General features: G+C 67.2%; 23 protein-coding genes. 13 read left to right on the plus strand and 10 right to left on the minus strand.

The window, feature by feature from the left end; genetic code table 11:
• The first annotated feature begins 1 nt into the window (after nt 1).
• A complete protein-coding gene (gene lpxK / locus E8M01_RS13060; RefSeq protein WP_136960514.1) occupies nt 2-1,006 on the plus strand; it encodes a tetraacyldisaccharide 4'-kinase in 1,005 nt (334 codons plus the stop codon).
• On the opposite strand, the gene E8M01_RS13065 is transcribed toward lpxK, so the two are convergent.
• From E8M01_RS13065 to lspA, 3 genes are all read right to left on the minus strand, one after another.
• Nucleotides 987-1,223 (minus strand): DUF2093 domain-containing protein, encoded by a 237-nt coding sequence (locus tag E8M01_RS13065; RefSeq protein ID WP_136960515.1) that lies wholly within the window; start codon nt 1,221-1,223, stop codon nt 987-989. The two genes, lpxK and E8M01_RS13065, sit on opposite strands and share 20 nt — an antisense overlap.
• Nucleotides 1,224-1,248: 25 nt before the next feature.
• Nucleotides 1,249-1,947 (minus strand): hypothetical protein, encoded by a 699-nt coding sequence (locus tag E8M01_RS13070; protein ID WP_136960516.1) that lies wholly within the window; start codon nt 1,945-1,947, stop codon nt 1,249-1,251.
• Between the two features lie 64 nt (nt 1,948-2,011).
• Entirely contained in the window at nt 2,012-2,521 is a 510-nt protein-coding gene (lspA, locus tag E8M01_RS13075) for a signal peptidase II (protein WP_246088713.1), read from the minus strand.
• Between the two features lie 148 nt (nt 2,522-2,669).
• Here lspA and E8M01_RS13080 point away from each other — a divergent pair, with 148 nt between their 5' ends.
• Nucleotides 2,670-3,257 carry a histidine phosphatase family protein gene (locus E8M01_RS13080; RefSeq protein WP_136960518.1) on the plus strand — a complete coding sequence of 196 codons (588 nt, stop codon included), beginning with the start codon at nt 2,670-2,672 and terminating at the stop codon, nt 3,255-3,257.
• A gap of 34 nt (nt 3,258-3,291) precedes the next feature.
• Here the strand turns inward: E8M01_RS13080 and E8M01_RS13085 are convergent, their stop codons facing one another.
• Together E8M01_RS13085 and E8M01_RS13090 are read right to left on the minus strand one after the other, a co-directional pair.
• Nucleotides 3,292-3,567 carry a hypothetical protein gene (locus E8M01_RS13085; protein WP_136960519.1) on the minus strand — a complete coding sequence of 92 codons (276 nt, stop codon included), beginning with the start codon at nt 3,565-3,567 and terminating at the stop codon, nt 3,292-3,294.
• Nucleotides 3,568-4,049: 482 nt separating this feature from the next.
• On the minus strand, nt 4,050-4,547 hold the full coding sequence (locus tag E8M01_RS13090; RefSeq protein ID WP_136960520.1) for a DUF721 domain-containing protein: 498 nt from the start codon (nt 4,545-4,547) through the stop codon (nt 4,050-4,052).
• 47 nt (nt 4,548-4,594) lie between these two features.
• Here E8M01_RS13090 and mutY point away from each other — a divergent pair, with 47 nt between their 5' ends.
• Complete coding sequence (gene mutY, locus E8M01_RS13095; RefSeq protein WP_136960521.1) at nt 4,595-5,698, plus strand: A/G-specific adenine glycosylase; 1,104 nt, start codon at nt 4,595-4,597, stop codon at nt 5,696-5,698.
• A gap of 75 nt (nt 5,699-5,773) precedes the next feature.
• Nucleotides 5,774-6,388, plus strand: coding sequence for a LysE family translocator (locus E8M01_RS13100; RefSeq protein WP_136960522.1), 615 nt, complete (start codon nt 5,774-5,776; stop codon nt 6,386-6,388).
• 13 nt (nt 6,389-6,401) lie between these two features.
• On the opposite strand, the gene pcaG is transcribed toward E8M01_RS13100, so the two are convergent.
• The 5 genes from pcaG to E8M01_RS13125 all read right to left on the minus strand — a co-directional run bounded on the left by pcaG (nt 6,402) and on the right by E8M01_RS13125 (nt 10,656).
• The gene (gene pcaG / locus E8M01_RS13105) at nt 6,402-6,998 is read right to left on the minus strand and encodes a protocatechuate 3,4-dioxygenase subunit alpha (protein ID WP_136960523.1); all 597 of its coding nucleotides are present in this window, start codon (nt 6,996-6,998) and stop codon (nt 6,402-6,404) included.
• On the minus strand, nt 6,988-7,698 hold the full coding sequence (gene pcaH / locus E8M01_RS13110) for a protocatechuate 3,4-dioxygenase subunit beta (RefSeq protein ID WP_136960524.1): 711 nt from the start codon (nt 7,696-7,698) through the stop codon (nt 6,988-6,990). The genes pcaG and pcaH overlap by 11 nt, the downstream gene beginning before the upstream one ends.
• 76 nt (nt 7,699-7,774) lie before the next feature.
• Nucleotides 7,775-8,980, minus strand: a complete 1,206-nt coding sequence (pcaF, locus tag E8M01_RS13115; protein ID WP_136960525.1) for a 3-oxoadipyl-CoA thiolase — start codon at nt 8,978-8,980, stop codon at nt 7,775-7,777.
• Between the two features lie 36 nt (nt 8,981-9,016).
• Nucleotides 9,017-9,784 (minus strand): CoA-transferase subunit beta, encoded by a 768-nt coding sequence (locus E8M01_RS13120; RefSeq protein ID WP_136960526.1) that lies wholly within the window; start codon nt 9,782-9,784, stop codon nt 9,017-9,019.
• Between the two features lie 11 nt (nt 9,785-9,795).
• Nucleotides 9,796-10,656: a CoA transferase subunit A gene (locus E8M01_RS13125; protein ID WP_136960527.1), complete on the minus strand. Its 861-nt coding sequence runs from the start codon at nt 10,654-10,656 to the stop codon at nt 9,796-9,798.
• Between the two features lie 474 nt (nt 10,657-11,130).
• Between E8M01_RS13125 and E8M01_RS13130 the strand changes: the two genes are divergently transcribed.
• From E8M01_RS13130 to E8M01_RS13170, 9 genes are all read left to right on the plus strand, one after another.
• Nucleotides 11,131-12,729 carry an ABC transporter substrate-binding protein gene (locus E8M01_RS13130; protein ID WP_136960528.1) on the plus strand — a complete coding sequence of 533 codons (1,599 nt, stop codon included), beginning with the start codon at nt 11,131-11,133 and terminating at the stop codon, nt 12,727-12,729.
• A gap of 104 nt (nt 12,730-12,833) precedes the next feature.
• The gene (locus E8M01_RS13135) at nt 12,834-13,775 is read left to right on the plus strand and encodes an ABC transporter permease (protein ID WP_136960529.1); all 942 of its coding nucleotides are present in this window, start codon (nt 12,834-12,836) and stop codon (nt 13,773-13,775) included.
• Complete coding sequence (locus tag E8M01_RS13140; protein WP_246088714.1) at nt 13,750-14,685, plus strand: ABC transporter permease; 936 nt, start codon at nt 13,750-13,752, stop codon at nt 14,683-14,685. Before E8M01_RS13135 ends, E8M01_RS13140 begins: the two co-directional genes overlap by 26 nt.
• 20 nt (nt 14,686-14,705) lie before the next feature.
• Nucleotides 14,706-15,743, plus strand: coding sequence for an ABC transporter ATP-binding protein (locus tag E8M01_RS13145; RefSeq protein ID WP_136964608.1), 1,038 nt, complete (start codon nt 14,706-14,708; stop codon nt 15,741-15,743).
• A complete protein-coding gene (locus tag E8M01_RS13150; protein WP_136960530.1) occupies nt 15,740-16,744 on the plus strand; it encodes an ABC transporter ATP-binding protein in 1,005 nt (334 codons plus the stop codon). The genes E8M01_RS13145 and E8M01_RS13150 overlap by 4 nt, the downstream gene beginning before the upstream one ends.
• A 154-nt stretch (nt 16,745-16,898) precedes the next feature.
• Nucleotides 16,899-17,612: a Tim44/TimA family putative adaptor protein gene (locus E8M01_RS13155; RefSeq protein WP_136960531.1), complete on the plus strand. Its 714-nt coding sequence runs from the start codon at nt 16,899-16,901 to the stop codon at nt 17,610-17,612.
• A gap of 27 nt (nt 17,613-17,639) precedes the next feature.
• The gene (gene mltA, locus E8M01_RS13160; RefSeq protein ID WP_136960532.1) at nt 17,640-19,076 is read left to right on the plus strand and encodes a murein transglycosylase A; all 1,437 of its coding nucleotides are present in this window, start codon (nt 17,640-17,642) and stop codon (nt 19,074-19,076) included.
• A complete protein-coding gene (locus tag E8M01_RS13165; protein WP_136960533.1) occupies nt 19,073-19,660 on the plus strand; it encodes a Smr/MutS family protein in 588 nt (195 codons plus the stop codon). Before mltA ends, E8M01_RS13165 begins: the two co-directional genes overlap by 4 nt.
• Before the next feature lie 95 nt (nt 19,661-19,755).
• A complete protein-coding gene (locus E8M01_RS13170; RefSeq protein ID WP_136960534.1) occupies nt 19,756-20,292 on the plus strand; it encodes a hypothetical protein in 537 nt (178 codons plus the stop codon).
• The last annotated feature ends 66 nt before the right edge of the window (nt 20,293-20,358 follow it).

The raw sequence follows: 20,358 nt of genomic DNA on the forward strand, positions 1-20,358 counted from the left end.
CGTGAAGGCCCCGGGCTTCTGGTCCGATCCGGCGAGCCTCGCCGGCCACCTTCTCTCGCCGCTGGGTGCAATCGTCGGCATGGTGACGCTCAGGCGCATGGCGAGGCCCGGCGCGCGCGCCGCCCTGCCGGTCATCTGCATCGGCAATCCGACGGTCGGCGGCTCGGGCAAGAGCCCCGCGACGCTCATGGTCGCGGCCCGGCTTGCGGCGATGGGCCATCGGCCGGCCATTCTCACCCGCGGTTATGGCGGCGCGCTGGCCGGCCCGCTCGCCGTCGATCCCGCGCACCAAGACGCCAGCGAGGTGGGCGACGAGGCGCTGGTCCATGCGCGAAGCTTTCCGACCATCGTGGCGCGCGACCGGGTGGCCGGTGCCGCATTCGCCGCGCGCCACGGCGCAACCATCGTGGTGATGGATGACGGCTTTCAGAATCCGTCGCTGATCAAGGACTTGACGCTGCTGACGGTCGACGCCGCCGCCGGGCTCGGCAATGGCCGGGTCATGCCGGCAGGCCCGCTCCGGGCGCCATTCGCACCGCAGATCGCCCGGGCCGGGGCGCTCCTGGTCGTTGGTTCAGGTGCGGCCGGTGACAGGCTCGCGGCCGAGGTTGCCGGACGCGGCAGCGTCGTGGTCAGGGCGCGCCTGGTTCCGGAACCGGGCATCGCGGCATGGCTCGACGGGCGCGACGTGCTGGCCTTCTGCGGCATCGGCCGGCCGGCGAAATTTGTCGAAACCCTGGGGGAAGCGGGGGCCCGCAATGCCGTGCTTCGGCCGTTTCCGGATCATCACCTTTACGGTGATGCGGATGCCCGGCGGCTTCTCGACGAAGCGTCGCGCACCGGTCTGCCCTTGGTCACGACCGAGAAGGACGCCGTCAAATTGCGTGGCTCGGCGGCGCTGGAAGCGCTTGGCTCCGCGGCCACCGTCATCCCGGTCCGGTTGACGCCGGACGATCCGGCCGGGCTCGACCGGTTGCTTCAGCCGTTCAGCCCGTCAGAGCCTTAGACCGCGCCGGATGCAGCCTGGCGAGCACGGCCTCCGGGCTCGCATAGGCTTCCTGGAACTGCACGCTCCAATATTTCAGGTCGTCGAGCACGATCGCCTGGCCGGTCACGCCGCAGCGCACGAAGGCGCCGGGCTTGACGATCCGATAGTCGCCGTCGAGGTAGCGAAGCTCGGCTTCGCCATCGGCTGGACGGCCCGGGGTCAGGCGATTGAGCATGGCCGGTTCAAATTCTGTCTCGAGATTATTGCGAGCCGCCGGTGCGGGCGGGATCCTGTCCGCTCTGCTGGCGGTTATAGGCGGCACTCGGGTCTTCAGGACGCCGGCCGATCGGCCCGTAAGGCGCGTCCGGCGAAGCCGTGCGATAGCCCGGCGGCGGTTCGACCAGCCGGCGGCGCGTCGGTTCGCCGGGGAACGGCACGACCGCGTCCTGCGTCGTCGGCCCGAACAGCGAGCCGACCTGCTGCCAGATCGGGCGGACGCCCATCGCCGCGGCGCCGGCCGGGCCGGAGATTTCCTGCTGCGACTGCTGGCGCGTCGCATCCACCGGCCCGCCGCCGAACCAGCCGCCGCCCTGGCGGGCGCGCAATTCGCCATTGGTCAGGGTGCGGCCGAGGTCGTCGCGGACGATCGGGGTATTTTCTGCAAGCCCGCGCGCACGGGCGCGGGCGACATCGGGATCATTCGGCCAGGCGGCATTGCGCGAGGCGGCCGGGTCCTGCGGTGCCGGCAGCGCGCTGTTGCGCGGCAGCACCAGGGGCGCGCGCTCGCGATAGTCGATCACCGGGCGCTCGCCGTCGACGATGCCGAGGCCGCTGAGCAGGCCCTGGAACATGTTGCGTTCGAAGGTGCCTTCGGCCTGCGGGGGAGCCTGCTGGGCCTGGGCAGCCGACGCCGACAGGCCGAACGCCGTGGCGAGGAGCGCGACATGGATGCGCTTCATGATCGTCACCTTGTGTTGTCGCCGACACCCGGAGGCATCGAGCTTGCGGCCTTATTCCGCGCAATCATGCCGATTTCGAGGCATGCGGCCGGCCGCCGATGAGCGACTCATACAGAAGCAGGCCAACCCCCGCAACGATGGCGACATCGGCGAGGTTGAAGATGTACCAGCGGAACTGCCAGGTCGCCGTGGTGATATGAAAGGCGAAGAAATCGGCCACCGCGCCATAGAACAGCCGGTCGAGGCCATTGCCGAGCGCGCCGCCGGCGATCAGGCCGAGCGACAGCGCGGTCAACCAGCTTTCGGCACGGTAGAGCCACCAGGCGATCACCGCCACGGCGCCGGCCTTGAAGGCGATCAGCGCCCATTGGCCCCATTGGCTTTCCTGCTGGAACAGCCCGAACGACACGCCGTAGTTCCAGGCCATGACCAGATCGAGCACCGGCGCGACGGTGATCGATTGGCGTGCCTCGATATCGACGACCTGCAGCATGAAGACCTTGAAGGCCTGGTCGACGGCAAGGGTCGCGATGACGGCCATGAGGCCGAGCCGGAGATAGGGCGATGCGGTCACGGGTACGGTTCCAGTCGAGATCAGGCGCAGTTGGCGTGCCAGGTCGCCCGGGTCAAGCCCCCTTCGATTTTCACGGCAGCGGTCTTTCATCTCGACAAGACATCCGCGACCCGTCATATCCGCGCAACCGCCAGCCGAAATGCCCGACATGACGCCCATCATCTATTTCGTTCGCCACGGCGAGACCGATTGGAATGCCGAAGGGCGCCTGCAGGGCCAGCGCGACATTCCCCTGAACGATCTCGGCCGCGTGCAGGCCGAAGAGGTCGCCGGCGTGCTGACCAGGCTCAATGGCCGCTTCGAAGATCTGGCCTATTGGGCAAGCCCGCTGTCGCGGGCCCGCGAAACCATGGAGCTGATGCGCATCCGGCTCGGCCTCGCGGCTAAGGCCTATCGCACCGATGATCGGTTGAAGGAGATTGCCTTCGGCGATTGGGAGGGGTTCACCTGGAGCCAGGTGGAACAGGCAAACCCTGAGCTTGCCGCCGCGCGGATCGCCGACAAATGGCATGTCACACCGCCGTCGGGCGAGAACTACGAGGTGGTCGCCACCCGCCTGCACCAGTTCCTCGGGCTCGTCGAGCGCGACAGCGTGGTGGTGGCTCATGGCGGCGTCGGCCGTGCCCTGATGGCGCTCGCCGGCGGCCTGGCCAAGCCGGCGGCGGCCGAAACCTATGTCCGACAAGGCGTCATCTATGTCTTCGAGGCCGGCGGCTTCCGGGTCGAGGAGCCATGAGGCGCCGCTGACGGGGCGCCGCTGACGGGGCGCCTCAATAATTGCCGAGCAGGCCGAATATGCTGCGCGCGGTCGGCAGGTTCGGACGGCCGCTCGGCCGATCCCACGGGCACTGGAAGTGCCCGGCGCTGACCGTCTCGTCCATGCGCGCCGGGAAACATTTCGGCCGGGTGCCCGGCGCCAATGTGCCGCGGCTCTGGTGCACCAGCAGGACGCGGTCGCGGGTTTCGTCATCAAGGCCCGGTTGGGCATGCGCCGGAACGGCGGCGGCCAGCAGCAGCAAGGTGGCGAAGGCGGTCGGGCGGATCATGGCGCTTCCTCAAGCGAAAGCATTTTTCACGCGACGGCAACGGCTTCGCGCAACCAAATGCGACTGCAAGGCGAGCAGTTGTCCACCGGACGTAAGGCGGAAATATGCTCGTAACGGAGGAGTTCAGGCTTAGGTCGTGCACTCATAATGGATGGCGTCACGATGGGGCCAAAATGATCGAGGGCCGAGAAACACTGGCAATTTGGAGAAGTGCGCAGCCCGATGTCTTCCATCGGGCAAGCGCTTCGACGCGGCCATCGACCATTTTCGCCCCACCGCGAAGCGGCGCGGTCCTTTTGGCCGGCTGGTGCGTCGACTTACCCCGGCAAACCAATTGGTTTGCCTTGAGCAAGCCGAGAGGCTTGCGTCGGCAAGCCTCCTGCCATCCGGCCAAAAATCCTCGCGTCGTGACGCCATCCATTATGAGTGCACGACCTAACACCAACCACCGGGACCGTCATCGGGTTCCAGGCGTTGCGGCGTCACCGCATGCCGGTCTTGCGGCCGACCGCGCGGCCGAAGCGCTCGACCGCCTGGCGCAGGCCATCGTCGTCGAAACCGGCGAGCGCCGCGGCGAGCCGCCGCTCGTCCGCCGGCGGCGGCTTCGGCGCGGCGGGTTTCTTCTTCAGCGCCATCGGCACCTGGGTCAGCCGCATCGCCGCGACGCAGCGCCAGCCGAAAAAGGCATTGACCCGCTCGATGACCACCGGGGTCATGTGCTGGACCTCGAGCGCGAAGGGTGCCTCGACCCGGACATGCAGGGTGCCCGGCTCCGGTTCGGCGGTCGCCTGGGTTCGCTTGGGCCAGGCGATCTTGATCGGCGAACAGCGCCTGGCAAGATCGTCCCCGACGATTTCATCCCAGCGGGTGACCACTTCGGTCGCCGCGAAACCGGCCTTCTGCAGGGTTTCGGCGATCTGGGCGGCGACCAGGTCGGCAAGCGGACGGGGCCCCCTGCGGCGGAACGTCTGTGTGTTCATCATCGCCAACCGTTGAAAGCGCCCGCGCCTCGCGTCAGGGTCGAGCCATGGCGAGTCGACCGGTGACATCAACGACTTTAACACGGCCGAAGCAGCGGCGTGAGGCCGATGCGTCGCGCCACCACGCCGCCGCGCTGCTGGCCTGGTACGACCGGCACCGCCGCCGGCTGGCCTGGCGCGCCCTGCCCGGCGCCGCGGTCGATCCCTATCGGGTCTGGCTGTCGGAAATCATGCTGCAGCAGACGACCGTCAAGGCCGTCGGTCCCTATTTCGCCCGCTTCACCGAGCGTTGGCCAACCGTCGAAGCGCTGGCGCGAAGTCCGGTCGAGGAGGTCATGAAGACCTGGGCGGGGCTTGGTTATTATTCCCGCGCCCGCAACCTGCATGCCTGCGCCCTGGCGGTCGCCGAACGCCATGGCGGCCGCTTTCCGTCCGACGTCGAGGGCCTTCGCGGCCTGCCCGGCATTGGCGACTATACCGCCTCCGCCATTGCCGCCATTGCCTTCGATCGGCCCGCGGCGGTGGTCGACGGCAATGTCGAGCGGGTGGTGACCCGGCTCGATGCCATCGAGACGGAACTGCCCGCGGCCAAGCCGGCGATCAAGGCCCGTGTCGCCGAACTGCTCGATTCCACCCGCCCGGGCGATTTCGCGCAAGCCATGATGGATCTCGGCGCAACCATCTGCACACCCAAGCGGCCGGCCTGTTCGCTGTGTCCCTGGCAGGCGTCCTGTGCCGCCCGCAAGGCCGGGACCCAGGAGACCTATCCGCGCAAAGCACCAAAAACCACCGGCAGGCTCAGGCGCGGCGCGGCTTTCGTCGTGGTCCGCGCCGATCGCCATTTGCTGGTCAGGACCCGCCCGCCCAAGGGGTTGCTCGGCGGCATGACCGAAATCCCAGGTAGCGTCTGGAGCGCCGATTTCGCCGTCGCGGCGGCCAGGGCGGAAGCGCCGATGCCGCTGGCCTTCACCCGGCTGCCGGGCTCGGTCAGCCATGTCTTCACCCATTTCCCGCTCGAGCTCGCGGTGTTCCATGCCTCGGCGCCGGCCGGCGCGCCGGCGCCGGCCGGCATGCGCTGGATCACCCTCGACGAGATTGCCGGCGAGGCCTTTCCGACCGTCATGCGCAAGGTGATCGCCCACGCGCTCTGAACCGAAACGGCGCGACGGCCTCGACAGGCGACCCGCTGAGATGTTTGATGGCCGCCCTCGGCTCGGGGCAAGATCATGGATCTCTCAGGCTTTCTGTTGTTTTGCGGCGTCTATGCCATGGCGACCTTTTCGCCGGGGCCGGCGGTCGCCGCGGTCGTCGCGCGGGTGCTGGGCACCGGCTTGCGGCGGACCGCGCCGTTCATCTGGGGCATTGTCGCCGGCGACCTCGTCTGGTTCGCGCTCGTCGTCCTTGGGCTTGCGGCACTGGCGCAGAATTTCCACGCGCTGTTCCTGGTCATCAAATATGCCGGCGCGGCTTACCTGCTCTATCTCGCCTACAAGCTGTGGACCGCCCCGGCCGAGGCGCCCGAGGCCGCCGAACAGGCCCGCGGTGAAGGCTTCAGGCTGTTTCTCGGCGGCCTGGCGCTGACCATGGGCAATGCCAAGGTCATGGTGTTCTTCGTCTCGATCCTGCCGCTGGTGGTCGATCTCGCGGCGATCAGCCCGCTGATGGCGGTCGAGCTCTCGGCGGTGATGATGCTGATCCTGTCGGTGGCGATGTGGACCTATGCGCTCGCCGCTGCCCGCGCCCGCCGGTTCATCGCGAGCCCCAGGGCGATGAAGCTGGTCAATCGCGGCACCGGCGCGGTGATGGCGGGCGCCGCCCTGGCGGTTGCCGCCCGCGGCTGAGCGGACGGGCTCTTCAGATTTCGAAGAACACCGTCTCGCCGTCGCCCTGCAGGCGGATGTCGAGCCGGTAGGTCGAGCCTTCGCGCCTGGCGATCAAGGTCTGGCGCCGGTCGGACGGCACCAGGTTGAGGATCGCGTCGGTCGCGTTCGACGGCTCGCCGTCGAAATAGATCCGGGTATAGAGGTGCTTCAGCATGCCGCGGCCGAACACCGCCACAAGCAAGTGCGGCGCCTGTTCGCCGCCGTTCAGGCCGGGCGTGCGGCCGGGCTTGATCGTCTCGAACCGATAGGTGCCGTCGGCCAGCGTGTCGGACCGTCCGAAACCCATGAAACTGTTGCTGGCGCGCGCCCGGCCATCGGCCGGATGGGCGTAGCGGCCCTCGGCGTCGGCCTGCCAGATCTCGATCATGGCATCCGGCACCGGCGTGCCTTCGCCGTCGAAAACGCGGCCGGTGACGACGATCCGTTCGCCCGGCGTGCCCTGCGCCGCGACCTGGCCGTCGACCGTGACGGGCACCTTTGGATAGGCGCTGCCGGGCGTCAGGCCATAATGGAAGAACGGCCCGACCGTCTGCGAGGGTGAGATGCCGTCCGGCCGGTCAGTGCTCATGGGGCTCTTCCATCGGAGTGGCCTCACGGCCGCGCAGGACGATGTCGAACTGATAACCCAGCGCCCATTCCGGCACGGTGGTGTCGAGGTCGAAGCGGGAAATCAGCCGTTCGCGGGCCTTCGCATCGTGAATGCCGTTGAAGATCGGATCGAACGGAAACAGCGGGTCGCCGGGGAAATACATCTGGGTGACCAGCCGCGACAGGAAGGACGGGCCGAACACCGAGAAATGGATATGGGCCGGCCGCCAGGCATTGTGGTGGTTGCGCCACGGATAGGCCCCGGGCTTCACCGTGGTGAAGCGGTAGCGGCCGTCCTCGCCGGTGACATAACGGCCGGCGCCGGTGAAGTTCGGATCGAGCGGCGCCGGATGCTGGTCGCGGCTATGGACATAACGGCCGGCCGCATTGGCCTGCCAGAGCTCGACCAGGGCGTTCGGCACCGGCCGGCCGTCCTCGTCGAGCACCCGGCCGGTGACGATGATGCGTTCGCCTTGCGGCTCACCGTCATGCTGGCGGGTCAGGTCGCTGTCGGTCTCGGTGACCTTGTCGTGGCCATAGACCGGGCCGGTCAGCTCGGACAGCGTATGCGGCACGATGATCAACGGCTTCTTCGGCGCGCGCAAAACCGTGCTGGTATAGCTCGGATGCAGGCTCGGCGGATGCGCCAGCGTCGACTTGCGTGGAAATTCCAACGTCATCGTCTCGCTCCCTTGTGGCTTCCTCGAGGTCTTGCCGGGTGGTTCACCCGGCCAATCGGAATTCGGTCTGGCCGGTTCAGCTGACCCGCTCGACCGCCAGCGCCACGCCCTGGCCGACACCCACGCACATGGTGGCGAGGCCGTAGCGTCCACCGGTCTTTTCCAGCTGGTGCACGGCGGTCGCCGCGATCCTGGCCCCCGACATGCCGAGCGGATGGCCGAGCGCGATGGCGCCGCCATTCGGGTTCACATGGTCGGCGTCCTCGGGCACGCCGATGCCGCGCAGCACCGCGATGCCCTGGCTGGCGAAGGCCTCGTTCAATTCGATCACGTCGAAATCCGAGACCTTGATGCCGAGCCGCTCGACCAGCTTCTTCACCGCCGGGATCGGGCCGATGCCCATGATCCGCGGCGGCACGCCGGCGGAGGCAAGGCCGAGAATGCGGGCGCGCGGCGTCAGGCCGTATTTCCGGACCGCCGCTGCCGAGGCGATGATCATCGCGGCCGCGCCGTCATTGACCCCGGAGGCGTTGCCGGCGGTCACCGTGCCCGGCTGGCGCACGAAGGCCTTCAGCTTGGCCAGGCCCTCGGCCGTCGTCTCGGGGCGCGGATGTTCGTCCTTGTCGACGATGACGGGGCCGGCCTTGCCGCCGGCGATCTCGACCGGCACGATCTCTTCGGCGAAATAGCCGGATGCGATCGCCCGGCCGGCGCGGTGCTGGGAGCGCAGCGCGAAGGCATCCTGCGCCTCGCGTGACACCTGGAACTCCTCGGCGACGTTCTCGCCGGTCTCCGGCATGGAATCGACGCCATATTGCGCCTTCATCAGGGGGTTGATGAAGCGCCAGCCGATCGTCGTGTCGAAAATCTCCGAGGTGCGCTGGAACGGCTCGGCCGATTTGCCCATGACGAAGGGCGCGCGCGTCATGCTCTCGACGCCGCCGGCAATGGCGAGGTCGATGTCGCCGGCCTTGACCGCCCGGGCAGCCGCGCCGACCGCGTCGAGACCGGAGGCACAGAGCCGGTTGACGGTCAGTGCCGGGGTCGTGTCGGGCAGGCCCGACAGCAGCGTCGCCATGCGCGCGACATTGCGGTTGTCCTCGCCGGCCTGGTTGGCGCAGCCGAAGATCACCTCGTCGATGGCCTCCCGGATCGCCGGGTGCCGGGCAATCAGCGCCTTCAGCGGCACCGCCGCGAGGTCATCGGCGCGGACCTTGGCCAGCGCGCCGCCGTAGCGGCCGATCGGGGTGCGCACGGCGTCGCAGATGAAGACATCGGCCATGGTCGTTTCCTCTCGAGAACCTCGGTGTTTTTTGCCTCAGGCCGCGTGCGCTGCCTTGGTGCGGGCGTGCAGGTCGCGCAGAACGTTGAGCTCGGTCTCGGTCGGCGCAGGCGTCTCGCGGACGTTTTCAGCATATTTCACCGGCCAGCCGCAATTGGCCTGGATCTGCTCGCGCGTCACGCCCGGATGGATCGTGGTGACGGTCAATTCGCTGGTCGCCGCGTCCGGCTCGAAGATGCAGAGATCGGTGATCAGCTGGGTCGGACCCTTGGTCTTGACCCCCAGGGCCTCGCGCGAGCCCTTGCCGGTGCCGTGGCCGAGCGAGGTAATGAACGGCAGCTTGTCCATGAAGGCGCGCTGGCCCATCGCCATGATGATGAAGATCTGGCCGCAATGGATGGCGATTTCCGGCGCGCCGCCGCCGCCGGGCAGGCGAACCCTGGGATTGTCGTAGGGACCGACCACCGTGGTGTTCAGATTGGCGAAGCGGTCGATCTGGGCGCCGCCGAGGAAACCGACGGTGATCCGGCCGCCCTGCAGCCAGTAACGGAACATTTCCGGCACCGGTACGGTGGTCAGCGCGGTATCGCACAATTCGCCGTCGCCGATCGACAAGGGCAGCACGGTCGGCCGGGTCGACAGGGTTCCGGATTCGTAGATCAGCGTGATCTTCGGGGCATGGGTCAGGCGGGCGAGATTGCAGGCGGCCGACGGCGCGCCGATGCCGACGAAGCAGACATCGTCATTGCCGAGCAGGCGCGCCGCGCCGATCGTCATGATTTCGGTGGGGGTGTAATCGGTCATGATCGGCTCCTTCACGCGGCCGCGACGGCGAAGCGCCGGGCGTGGGCGGCGAAAGCCTCCGGCCCCTTGGACATGACGTTCTCCTCCATCCATTTCAGGAAGGTCGCGCGGTCGCGGGCGATCGCGTCCCAGGCGATGTAGAAGGCATTGTCGCGTTTGTAATAGCCCTGGGCATAAGACGGGTGCGCGCCGCCCGGCACCTTGACCACCGCGCCGACCGTCCAGGACGGCAGGATCACCGCATTGGCGTTGCGCGGGCCGAAATCGTCGACGATCTCCTCGACCGTGATCACCGAGCGCTTGGCCGCCAGCACCGCCTCCTTCTGCACGCCGACAATGCCTTCGAGCAGCACATTGCCTTCGCGGTCGGCCCGCAGCGCGTGAATGATCGAGACATCGGGGCGCACCGCCGGCACGGTCGCCAGCACCTCGCCGGTATAGGGACAGGTCACCGATTTGATCCGCGGATTGACCTTGGGCAGGTCGACGCCCTTGTAGCCGCGGAACACCGCGAAGGGCAGGTTGGCAGCCCCCGCCTCGAAGGCATTGGCCATGGCGGCGTGGGAATGTTCCTCGATCTCGAGCTTGCGTGGCCAGCCGCTCTCGACCGCCTCGCGCATCCGGTGCAGCGAACCGACGCCCGGATTGCCGGCCCAGGAGAACACCAGCTTCTTCACCTGGCCCATGCCGATCAGCTGATCGTAGAGAATGTCCGGGGTCATCCGGATCAGGGTCAGATCCTGGCGCTTCTGCCGGATCACCTCGTGGCCGGCCGCATAGGGGATGAGATGGGTGAAGCCTTCCATGGCGATGGTGTCGCCGTCGCGAACATTGGCGGCGATGGCGTCGGACAGGGACATGAATGTCGCCATGGTCCATCCTTCTTAACGGTTGGCGCTTCCTCAGGCCCATCTCCTCGCGCCACCGACCCGGTCTGTCAAGTGCGATATTCTGACATCAGGGCGATTAGCGCACTAATCCGCATGGCATAGCTCCCTTGCTGTCGGCGCGGCCGCGCCGCCGTCACGACCGCGGTGTGACTTTGATGGGAGCAGGCCAGGGAATGGGCAGCCTAAATCACAGGCACGGTACGCCGTTGGTCATTCCGCGTGGCTGCTGTTTTGCAGAAATTCATTGCTGGATGCCGTTCCACGGAAGGTGAAACCACCACCACTCCATCAACAGCATCCGGAAAACCCCTTATGGCACGGGCTTTGCCAAGCGTTACCGTGGACCGTCCGGCCAAGGTCGGAATGGTCCGAAAGGCCTCTTCAAAGGGCGGCAACAGCCCAGGCCTTAGGCAGAGCGGGACGTCGACGGCGCGCAGTTCCAGGGGAGAATGGATTATGGATCGCAGAGACTTCATCAAGGCCGGGGCCGGCATGAGCGCGCTTGCCGCGAGCGGTCTGTCGGCGCCGGCGTTGAGCCAGGGCGTGGCGGCCAAGACGCTGCGCTTCGTGCCACAGGCCAATCTGGCCAATTTCGACCCCATCTGGGGCACCCAATATGTCGTCCGCAACGCCGCGGCCATGGTCTGGGACACGCTCTATGGCGTCGACGACAAGCTGGTGCCGCAGCGCCAGATGGCCGAATCGGAGGAGGTCTCCGCCGACGGCCTGACCTGGACCTTCAAGCTGCGCTCCGGCCTGAAATTCCATGACGGCACGCCGGTGCTCGCCCGCGACTGCGTGGCGAGTCTCGCCCGCTGGTCGGCACGCGATCCGATGGGCCTGATGCTCAAGGCGATCCAGGAGGAACTGGTCGCGGTCGACGACACGACGTTCCGCTGGAAGCTGAAGAAGCCCTATCCGAAAATGCTGCTGGCGCTGGGCAAGAACAATGCGCCCTGCACCTTCATCATGCCCGAGCGCATCGCCAAGACCGACCCGTTCACCCAGATCAGCGAATATATCGGCTCCGGTCCGATGAAATTTGTCCGCGGCGACTGGGTTCCCGGCGCCAAGGCGGTGTTCGAGCGTTTCGCCGACTATGTGCCGCGTTCGGAGCCCGCCTCCTGGCTCGCCGGCGGCAAGAAGATGCTGGTCGACCGCATCGAATGGCTGATCATGCCGGATCCGGCCACCGCTTCCGCCGCGCTGCAGAACGGCGAGGTCGACTGGTGGGAGAACCCGATCGCCGACCTCGTGCCGGTGCTCAAGCGCAACCGCAATATCCGGGTCGATATTGGCGACCCCCTGGGCAATATCGGCGCCTTCCGCCTGAACCACCTGCATCCGCCGTTCAATGACGTCAGGGCGCGCCGCGCGCTGCTCATGGCCTTGAACCAGGAGGATTTCATGCGCGCCATTGTCGGCTCGGACGACAATCTGTGGAAACCGCTGCCGGGCTACTTCACCCCCGGCACGCCGCTCTACAACGAAGAAGGCGGCGAGATTCTGAAAGGCCCGCGCGACATCGAGGGCGCCAAGAAGCTGCTCGCCGAAAGCGGTTATTCCGGCCAGCCGATCACCATGGTGGTGGCGCAGGACCAGCCGATCACCAAGGCCCAAGGCGACGTCGCCGCCGATCTCCTGAAGAAGCTCGGCATGAATGTCGATTTCGTCGCGACCGACTGGGGCACCACCGGCCAGCGCCGCGCCGTCAAGGCGCCGCCGGCCCAGGGCGGCTGGAACATCTTCTTCTCCTGGCACGCCGGTGCCGACTGCATCAATCCGGCGAGCTATACCGCCATTCGGGCCAATGGCGACGGCGCCTGGTTCGGCTGGCCCAACATCCCGGCCGTCGAACAGCAGGTGACGAACTGGTTCGACGCCAAGAATATCGATGAGGAGAAGGTGGCGATGCGCGCTCTCAACAAGGCCGCGCTGGACAATGTCGTCTTCGTGCCGCCGGGCTTCTTCCTTGGCTACACCGCCTGGCGCAGCAATGTCAGCGGCATCGTCAAGGGCCCACTGCCATTCTTTTGGGGTGTCTCCAAGAGCTGATCGCATAAGCCTGCCGATCAGCATAGGCTGCTGATCGGCACCAGCTCGCACATGGCGGATCTTGATCCGCCATGCTCCGGGCGTTTCATGAAAAGACGGTCCTGATGTTCGTTTACATCTCGCGGCGTATTCTGGCGACGATCCCCGTAATGGCGGTGGTCGCGCTCTTCGTCTTCTCGCTGCTTTATATCGCGCCGGGTGATCCGGCGGCGGTGATTGCCGGCGACCAGGCCTCGCCGGCCGATGTCGAGAAGATCCGCCAGAGCCTCGGTCTCGACCGGCCGTTCCTGGTCCAGTTCGGCGAATGGGTCTGGAAACTCGTCCACTTCGATCTCGGCACGTCGATCTTCACCGGCCTGCCGGTGACCGCGCTGATCGCGCAGCGGATCGAGCCGACGCTGTCATTGATGATCGTCACGCTGATTCTGGCGGTGTCGATCGCGGTGCCGCTGGGCGTCATGGCCGCCTGGCAGGTCGGCACCTGGATCGACCGTGCGATCATGGCCTTTGCCGTGTTCGGCTTCTCGGTGCCGGTCTTCGTGGTCGGTTATCTCCTGGCCTACTTTTTTGCGCTCGAGCTCGAATGGCTGCCGGTCCAGGGTTATACGCCGATCGCGCAAGGGCTGTGGCCGTGGTTTGAGAATCTCATCCTGCCATCGATTGCGCTCGGCTGCGTCTATATCGCGCTGATCGCCCGCATCACCCGGGCGACCATGCTGGAAGTGCTGCAGCAGGACTATGTCCGCACCGCGCGCGCCAAGGGCGTCAGCCAGGGCGGCATCCTGTTCGTCCACGCGCTCAAGAACGCCGCCGTGCCGATCGTCACGGTCATCGGCATCGGCATCGCGCTATTGATCGGCGGCGCCGTGGTCACCGAGAGCGTCTTTGCCATCCCCGGCCTCGGCCGGCTCACCGTCGATGCCATCCTCAGGCGTGACTATCCGGTGATCCAGGGCCTGGTGCTGCTGTTTTCCTTCGTCTACGTGCTGGTCAATCTCGCGATCGACCTCGTCTACACGCTTGTCGATCCGAGGATCCGCTATTGAACATGCAGTCCCCCATATTCCGGCCGGCACCGCGGTCGCCCCTGAGCTTCCGGACATCCTGCCCGACGTCAAGCCGCGCCGCGGCGTGCTCGGCTTCCTCAGGCGCTATCCGACCATTGCGCTCGGCGGCGCGCTGCTGCTGCTGATGCTGATCGCGGCGCTGTTTGCGCCCTGGCTCGGCACGGTCGATCCGACCGCGATCGCCACCTCCAGGCGTACCCGCGAGCCGTCGGCGCTCTATTGGTTCGGCACCGACATGCTCGGCCGCGACATCTATTCGCGCGTGCTCTACGGCGCCCGGGTGTCGCTCACCGTCGGCTTCTCGGTGGCCCTGCTCGCCTCCGCCGGCGGCTTGCTGGTCGGTCTCGTCTCCGGTTTCGTCCGGCTCGCCGACAGCATCGTCATGCGGGTGATGGACGGCATCATGTCGATCCCGCCGATCCTGCTGGCGGTGGCGCTGATGGCGCTCACCCGCGGCTCGGTCGGCAATGTCATCATCGCCATTACCATTGCCGAGATCCCGCGCGTGTCGCGCCTGGTGCGTGGTGTCGTGCTGAGCTTGCGCGAACAGCCCTATGTCGACGCGGCGGTGGCGGCCGGCACCCGCGCGCCGATGATCATCCTGCGCCATATCCTGCCCAACACCCTGGCGCCGCTGATCGTCCAGGCAACCTATATCTGCGCCAGCGCCATGATCACCGAGGCGATCCTGTCGTTCATCGGCGCCGGTACGCCGCCGATCATCCCGTCCTGGGGCAACATCATGGCCGAGGGCCGGGCGCTCTGGCAGGTCAAGTTCTACATCGTGCTGTTCCCGGCGATCTTCCTGTCGCTGACGGTGCTGGCGGTAAATCTGCTCGGCGATGGTCTGCGCGATGCGCTCGATCCCCGCATGGCCAAGGGGGACTGAGCACCATGACCACTGGCACCATGACCGCTGGCAGCACGACCACTGCCACCGCGACCGATCCGACCACCGAGCCCTTGCTCGAGGTCATCAACCTCCAGACCCATTTCCGGACGCCCGACGGCATCAACCGCGCGGTCGACGGCGTGTCGTTCTACGTCAAGGCCGGCGAGACGCTCGCCGTGGTCGGCGAATCCGGCTGCGGCAAGTCGGTCACCGCCATGTCGCTGCTCCGGCTGATTCCGGATCCGCCGGGCCGCATCGCCGGCTCGATCCGGTTTCAGGGGACCGACCTGCTGGCGCTCAGCGAGAAGGAGATGCGGGCGATCCGCGGCAACGACATCTCGATGATCTTCCAGGAGCCGATGACGAGCCTCAATCCGGTGCTCACCGTCGGCAAGCAGATCGGCGAGACGCTGCGCCTGCACCAGGGCCTCAACAAGAACGAGGCCGAGAAGCGGGCCATCGAGATGCTCACTCTGGTCGGCATTCCCGAACCGGCGCGGCGGGTGACGGAATATCCGCACCAGCTGTCCGGCGGCATGCGCCAGCGCGTCATGATCGCCATTGCGCTCGCCTGCAATCCCAAGCTCCTGATCGCCGACGAACCGACCACCGCGCTCGACGTCACCATCCAGGCCCAGATCCTCGACCTGATGCGCGATCTGAAGAACCGGGTCGGCGCGGCCATCGTGCTGATCACCCATGATCTCGGCGTGGTCGCCGAGGTCGCCGAACGGGTCATGGTCATGTATGCCGGCCGCAAGGTCGAGGAGGCGACCGTCACCGACCTGTTCCGCAATCCGCGCCATCCCTATACCCAAGGGCTGCTCGGGGCGGTGCCCAAGCTCGGCTCCTCGCTCGAGGGCACGGCCACCCGGCTCGCCGAGATCCCCGGCCTGGTGCCGAGCCTGAAGAGCAAGATTACCGGCTGCGTCTTCGCCGGCCGCTGCTCCAAGGTCACCGATCTCTGCCGGGCGGTCGCGCCCGGTCTCGAAGCCAAGGCCGCGCATCACATCGTCGCCTGCCACCACGCGCCCAAGGAGGCAGTCGCCGCATGAACCAGCCCCTTCTGGAAGTGAATGACCTGAAGAAGCATTTTCCGATCACCGGAGGCTTTTTCGGCGGTGTCACCGCCAAGGTCTATGCCGTCGACGGCATCTCCTTTGCCATCGACAAGGGCGAGACCCTGTCGCTGGTGGGGGAATCGGGCTGCGGCAAGTCGACCGTCGGCAAGGCCATCCTCAGGCTGTTCCCGATCACCTCGGGCCAGGTGGTGCTTGATGGCCAGCGCATCGACGACATGTCGGCGGGCACGCTCCGGCCATTGCGCCGGCGGGTCCAGGTGGTGTTCCAGGACCCGTTCTCCTCGCTCAACCCGCGTCTCAGGGTGCGCGACATCCTGGCCGAGCCGATCACCAATTTCGGCCTCGCCAAGAACCGCGCCGAGGTCGACGCCCGCATCGCCGACCTGATGGATACGGTCAGGCTGCCGCGCGACGCGGTGAACCGCTGGCCGCATGAATTCTCCGGCGGCCAGCGCCAGCGCATCGGCATCGCCCGGGCGCTCGCCGCCGAACCCGACCTGATCATCTGCGACGAGGCGGTCTCGGCGCTCGATGTCTCGGTCAAGGCGCAGATCGTCAACCTGCTGCAGGACCTGCAGAAGGAGCTCGGCCTGGCGCTCCTGTTCATCAGCCACGACCTGGCGGTGGTCGAGCACATGACCCACCGGGTGGCGGTGATGTATCTCGGCAAGATCGTCGAGATCGCGCCACGCCGCGGCATCTTCGCCGATCCGAAGCACCCCTATACCCAGGCGCTGCTGTCAGCCGTACCGGTGCCGGACCCGGGCGCGGCGCGCGACCGGATCATCCTGAAGGGCGACGTGCCGAGCCCGATCAACCCGCCCAAGGGCTGCCGCTTCCACACCCGCTGCCCCTATGCCTTCGACCGCTGCAGGCAAGAGGAACCGGTGCTCAAAGCCACCAGCGAGGGCCATTTCGCCGCCTGCCACCTGCATGACGAAACGCGCCCGGCCGCGGCCGCCGCGTCAAATTGAAACATGCCCGTTTTATTGGGTTTACGGGCGAAACGCGGGGGGCCATCTGGCGATCCGCGAAAAATGCCTTATTTGTGCAGTGGAGTGCGGGCTGTGCGATGGTCCACGACTGGACTGCTCTGTCGCGCCTCGTTTCCGCCCCGAAAGTCGGCTCATGGATATCTATACGATCGTCTTCCTCGCCCTCGCGGTGTTCATCTTCTTCCGCTTGCGTAGCGTGCTCGGAACGAAGACCGGCCAGGAGCGCGATCCGTTCCAGCCGGGCGACAAGAATCGCGATGCCCAGCGCGGCCCGGGTCAGGGGCCTGCCGATGTCGTGCCCTTGCCGAATCGCAACGGCCAGCAGCCGCCCGCGCCGGTGGTCCAGGCCGAGCCGACCGAGCCGCGATGGGGTGATGTCGCGACCGCCGGTTCGCCGGTGGCCCGCGGACTTGATGCGATCGCAGCCCGCGATCCGTCTTTTGATGCCATCGGTTTCGTCGGCGGCGCCAAGTCGGCCTATGAGATGATCGTCCTGGCCTTTGCCGGCGGCGACCGCCGCACCTTGCGTGATCTGCTCGCCAAGGACGTGTTCGAGGGCTTCGAGACGGCGATCAAGGAGCGTGAGACCCGCGGCGAGGCCGTCGAGACCCGCTTTGTCGGCATCGAGAAGGCCGAGGTCACCGATGCTCAGATGCGCGGCGATCAGGCGCAGGTCACCTTGAAATTCGTCTCCCAGCTGGTCACCGCGACGCGCGACCGGTCCGGCGCCGTGGTCGATGGTTCGCCCGATCGCGTCACCGATGTCACCGACATCTGGACCTTCGCGCGCAATGCCACCGATCGCGATCCCAACTGGCGCCTGATCGCGACCGAAGCCGGCAGCTGAACGCGCCCGTCGCAACGGAGGCCTTCGATGACGAGCCGCAGGGTCCGCGCCGGAGGCCTCGCGGTCCTGGCGATGGCCGGACTGCTCTCCTGCGGCCGGCCGGCCCTGGCTGCGAGCGAACTCCTGCTTCTGTTGCAGCCGCAGGCGCCGGCTGGAGCAGGTCCCGGTTCTCCCGAAGCACCGGCCGTCCCGCAGCAACCGCCGGGGCCCGCCGCCGAAACCCCCGCAGCACCGGCTGATCCGGGCGCCGAGCCGCCGCAGGCAGCCGAACTGCCGCTGGTCCCTCCGGCGCTTGAAACCCACGCCTCGGGATTTCCCTTCATATTCTCCGATGCCCGTCTCGAGGCGGCGAAATTCGCCGAGGTTCCCGGCTGGGACGAGGACCGGCACGACCTCGCCTTCAAGCCCTTTGCCACCTCCTGCCGCCAGATCTTGCGGGCGCGCTCGGCGCCGCGCGCGGCTCAGCCGATCTGGTTTGCGCTGCGCGAGATCTGTCCGCGCGCGCTCGACCTGCCGAGCCCGGTCAGCCGCGCCGCGGCAAAAGCCTTTTTCGAGGCCGAGTTCCGCCCCGCCCGGATCGCCAAGATGACCGATCCGGCCGGCTTCCTCACCGGCTATTACGAGCCGGAGGTTCAGGCCGCGCGCGAGCGCTCCGCCGAATATGGCGTCGCCTTCCTGGCCCGGCCCGGCGACCTTGCCAATGGCCGCGGCGCGACATCCGGCGGCTTCGATGCCCGCGGTGGCGCCGGCCGCTGGGTGGCGGGACGTTTCCTGCCCTATTTCGATCGCGGCGAGATCGAAGCCGGCGCGCTCGACGGGCGTGGACTGGAGATCGCCTGGGTGCGCGATCCCGTCGATGTCCTGTTCACCCAGATCCAGGGCTCGGCGCGCCTGCGTTTTGCCGACGGATCGACATTGCGCATTGGCTATGCCGCGCATAACGGTCACCGCTATGTGCCGGTTGGCCGGGTTCTGGTCGAACGCGGCATCGCCACCCGCGAGCAGATGTCGATGGATTTCATCAGAACCTGGATGGGCCAGAACCCGGAGGCCGCGCGCGACGTGCGCTGGCAGAACCGGTCTTATGTGTTCTTCCGCGTCAAGAGCGAGCTTGGCACCGAGGACGGGCCGATCGGCGGCCAGGGCGTGTCGATCACCGATTGGCGCTCGATCGCCATCGACCGCAATGTCCATGCCTATGGCACGCCGGTGTTCATCGACAGCATGCTGCCGACCGGATCTTCGGAATCGGGCGAGCCGTTTCGCCGCCTGATGATCGCCCAGGACACCGGTTCGGCGATCGTCGGCCCGGCGCGCGGCGACCTGTTCCTCGGCACGGGATCGGAGGCCGGCTCGACCGCCGGGCGGATCCGCCACCGGGCCGACTGGTATGTTCTGCTGCCCGCGCCGCTGTCGCCGGAGGCGGCCAATGTGCCGGTGCCCTTGCCGCGGCCGGCGCGATGACCGGCCGTCGCGGCAAGAAGCTCTCCGCCGAGGACAGGACGTTGTGGTCGCATGTGGCGCGCAGCGTCACGCCGCTCGATCCGGCACGCGCCGCCGACCTCCTGGCCGAACCCGCCGAAGACGTCGTCCAGAAGCCCGAGCCCGCGGCCAAGGCGGTCGCCGCGACCAGGATCGCCAAGGCCGCGCTGCCGGCGCCGCCGCCGCTCGCGCCGCTGGAAAAGCGCCTGCGCCAGCGCCTGACGCGTGGCCAGGCCGATGTCGACGCCAGGCTCGACCTGCATGGCCTGACCCAGGAGGCCGCGCATCGGCGGCTGCTGACCTTTCTGCGCCGGGCCCAGCTCGAAGGTTTCCGGGTGGTGATCGTCATCACCGGCAAGGGCGCGCCGAAACGGACGGCCGCCTTTGACACGGCGGACTGGAGTTCCGATCCGTTCGCCGGCCGCGGCGTGCTGCGCCGCATGGTGCCGCATTGGCTGACCTTGCCGGAAATGCGGTCGCTGGTGATCGGTTTCGAAGAGGCGGCCATTGGCCATGGCGGCGCCGGCGCGCTCTATGTCCGCATTCGCCGGCCGGCCGGGGGCTGACCGGCGCGATTTGATCGGACCTGTGGCCGCCCGGCTCTTGACCTGACCGATCTGCCGATCAATCGTCCAGCGAATCTTATTCGGAGTGCCATGCCATGCGGATTCCTGCCCTTCTCGCTTCAGCCGCCGGATTGACGATCGCGCTCAACGGCGCGGCTCTCGGGCAGGACAGGGCACGCGGGCTCGGCGGCACGACGCTGACCACCAGCCGCATCGACCCCGATACCGGCGGATTTCGCGGCGGATCCAGCGGTTACGGTATTCCAGGCGGGCTGATCTTCCGCGATCCGCGCTTCCAGAATGTCCTGCTGCCCTGCGACGATCCGCAGGCGCTGACCACCGTGAGCCAGCGCTTCGCCGAAAAGGAAGGCCAGTTCTGGAATTCGGCGCTGACCATTGCCGGCTTCGACCGCATCCGGCAGGTCTCGATCAATCCCTGGGGCCGCAACAATATTCCGCGCATCTATTGCTCGGCGCGCGCCCACCTGTCGGATGGCCGCGTCCGCACGGTCGATTATGCCATCATGGAAGACCAGAGCATCATCGGCTATACCTGGGGTGTCGAATGGTGCGTGCGCGGCCTCGATCGCGGCTGGAGTTTCGCGCCCAATTGCCGGATGGCGCGGCCCTGACGGACGTGGCTTCGCCCAGGCATCCGCTAAAATACGTTCTTTCTTTGTTCTCGTTTGCTGACTAGC

Source organism: Phreatobacter stygius (assembly GCF_005144885.1).
Classification (GTDB): Bacteria; Pseudomonadota; Alphaproteobacteria; order Rhizobiales; family Phreatobacteraceae; genus Phreatobacter; species Phreatobacter stygius.

Bases quoted from the DNA above. Each gene is read 5' to 3' on its own strand.
- pcaH (WP_136960524.1), bottom strand. From the start codon at position 7,698: ATGACGTTGGAATTTCCACGCAAGTCGACGCTGGCGCATCCGCCGAGC.
- E8M01_RS13070 (WP_136960516.1), bottom strand. From the start codon at position 1,947: ATGAAGCGCATCCATGTCGCGCTCCTCGCCACGGCGTTCGGCCTGTCG.
- E8M01_RS13090 (WP_136960520.1), bottom strand. From the start codon at position 4,547: ATGAACACACAGACGTTCCGCCGCAGGGGGCCCCGTCCGCTTGCCGAC.
- E8M01_RS13080 (WP_136960518.1), top strand. From the start codon at position 2,670: ATGACGCCCATCATCTATTTCGTTCGCCACGGCGAGACCGATTGGAAT.
- mltA (WP_136960532.1), top strand. From the start codon at position 17,640: ATGACGAGCCGCAGGGTCCGCGCCGGAGGCCTCGCGGTCCTGGCGATG.
- pcaF (WP_136960525.1), bottom strand. From the start codon at position 8,980: ATGGCCGATGTCTTCATCTGCGACGCCGTGCGCACCCCGATCGGCCGC.
- E8M01_RS13145 (WP_136964608.1), top strand. From the start codon at position 14,706: ATGACCGCTGGCAGCACGACCACTGCCACCGCGACCGATCCGACCACC.
- E8M01_RS13170 (WP_136960534.1), top strand. From the start codon at position 19,756: ATGCGGATTCCTGCCCTTCTCGCTTCAGCCGCCGGATTGACGATCGCG.
- E8M01_RS13165 (WP_136960533.1), top strand. From the start codon at position 19,073: ATGACCGGCCGTCGCGGCAAGAAGCTCTCCGCCGAGGACAGGACGTTG.
- E8M01_RS13155 (WP_136960531.1), top strand. From the start codon at position 16,899: ATGGATATCTATACGATCGTCTTCCTCGCCCTCGCGGTGTTCATCTTC.
- E8M01_RS13065 (WP_136960515.1), bottom strand. From the start codon at position 1,223: ATGCTCAATCGCCTGACCCCGGGCCGTCCAGCCGATGGCGAAGCCGAG.
- E8M01_RS13120 (WP_136960526.1), bottom strand. From the start codon at position 9,784: ATGACCGATTACACCCCCACCGAAATCATGACGATCGGCGCGGCGCGC.
- mutY (WP_136960521.1), top strand. From the start codon at position 4,595: ATGGCGAGTCGACCGGTGACATCAACGACTTTAACACGGCCGAAGCAG.
- E8M01_RS13135 (WP_136960529.1), top strand. From the start codon at position 12,834: ATGTTCGTTTACATCTCGCGGCGTATTCTGGCGACGATCCCCGTAATG.
- E8M01_RS13130 (WP_136960528.1), top strand. From the start codon at position 11,131: ATGGATCGCAGAGACTTCATCAAGGCCGGGGCCGGCATGAGCGCGCTT.
- pcaG (WP_136960523.1), bottom strand. From the start codon at position 6,998: ATGAGCACTGACCGGCCGGACGGCATCTCACCCTCGCAGACGGTCGGG.
- E8M01_RS13150 (WP_136960530.1), top strand. From the start codon at position 15,740: ATGAACCAGCCCCTTCTGGAAGTGAATGACCTGAAGAAGCATTTTCCG.
- E8M01_RS13085 (WP_136960519.1), bottom strand. From the start codon at position 3,567: ATGATCCGCCCGACCGCCTTCGCCACCTTGCTGCTGCTGGCCGCCGCC.
- E8M01_RS13125 (WP_136960527.1), bottom strand. From the start codon at position 10,656: ATGGCGACATTCATGTCCCTGTCCGACGCCATCGCCGCCAATGTTCGC.
- E8M01_RS13100 (WP_136960522.1), top strand. From the start codon at position 5,774: ATGGATCTCTCAGGCTTTCTGTTGTTTTGCGGCGTCTATGCCATGGCG.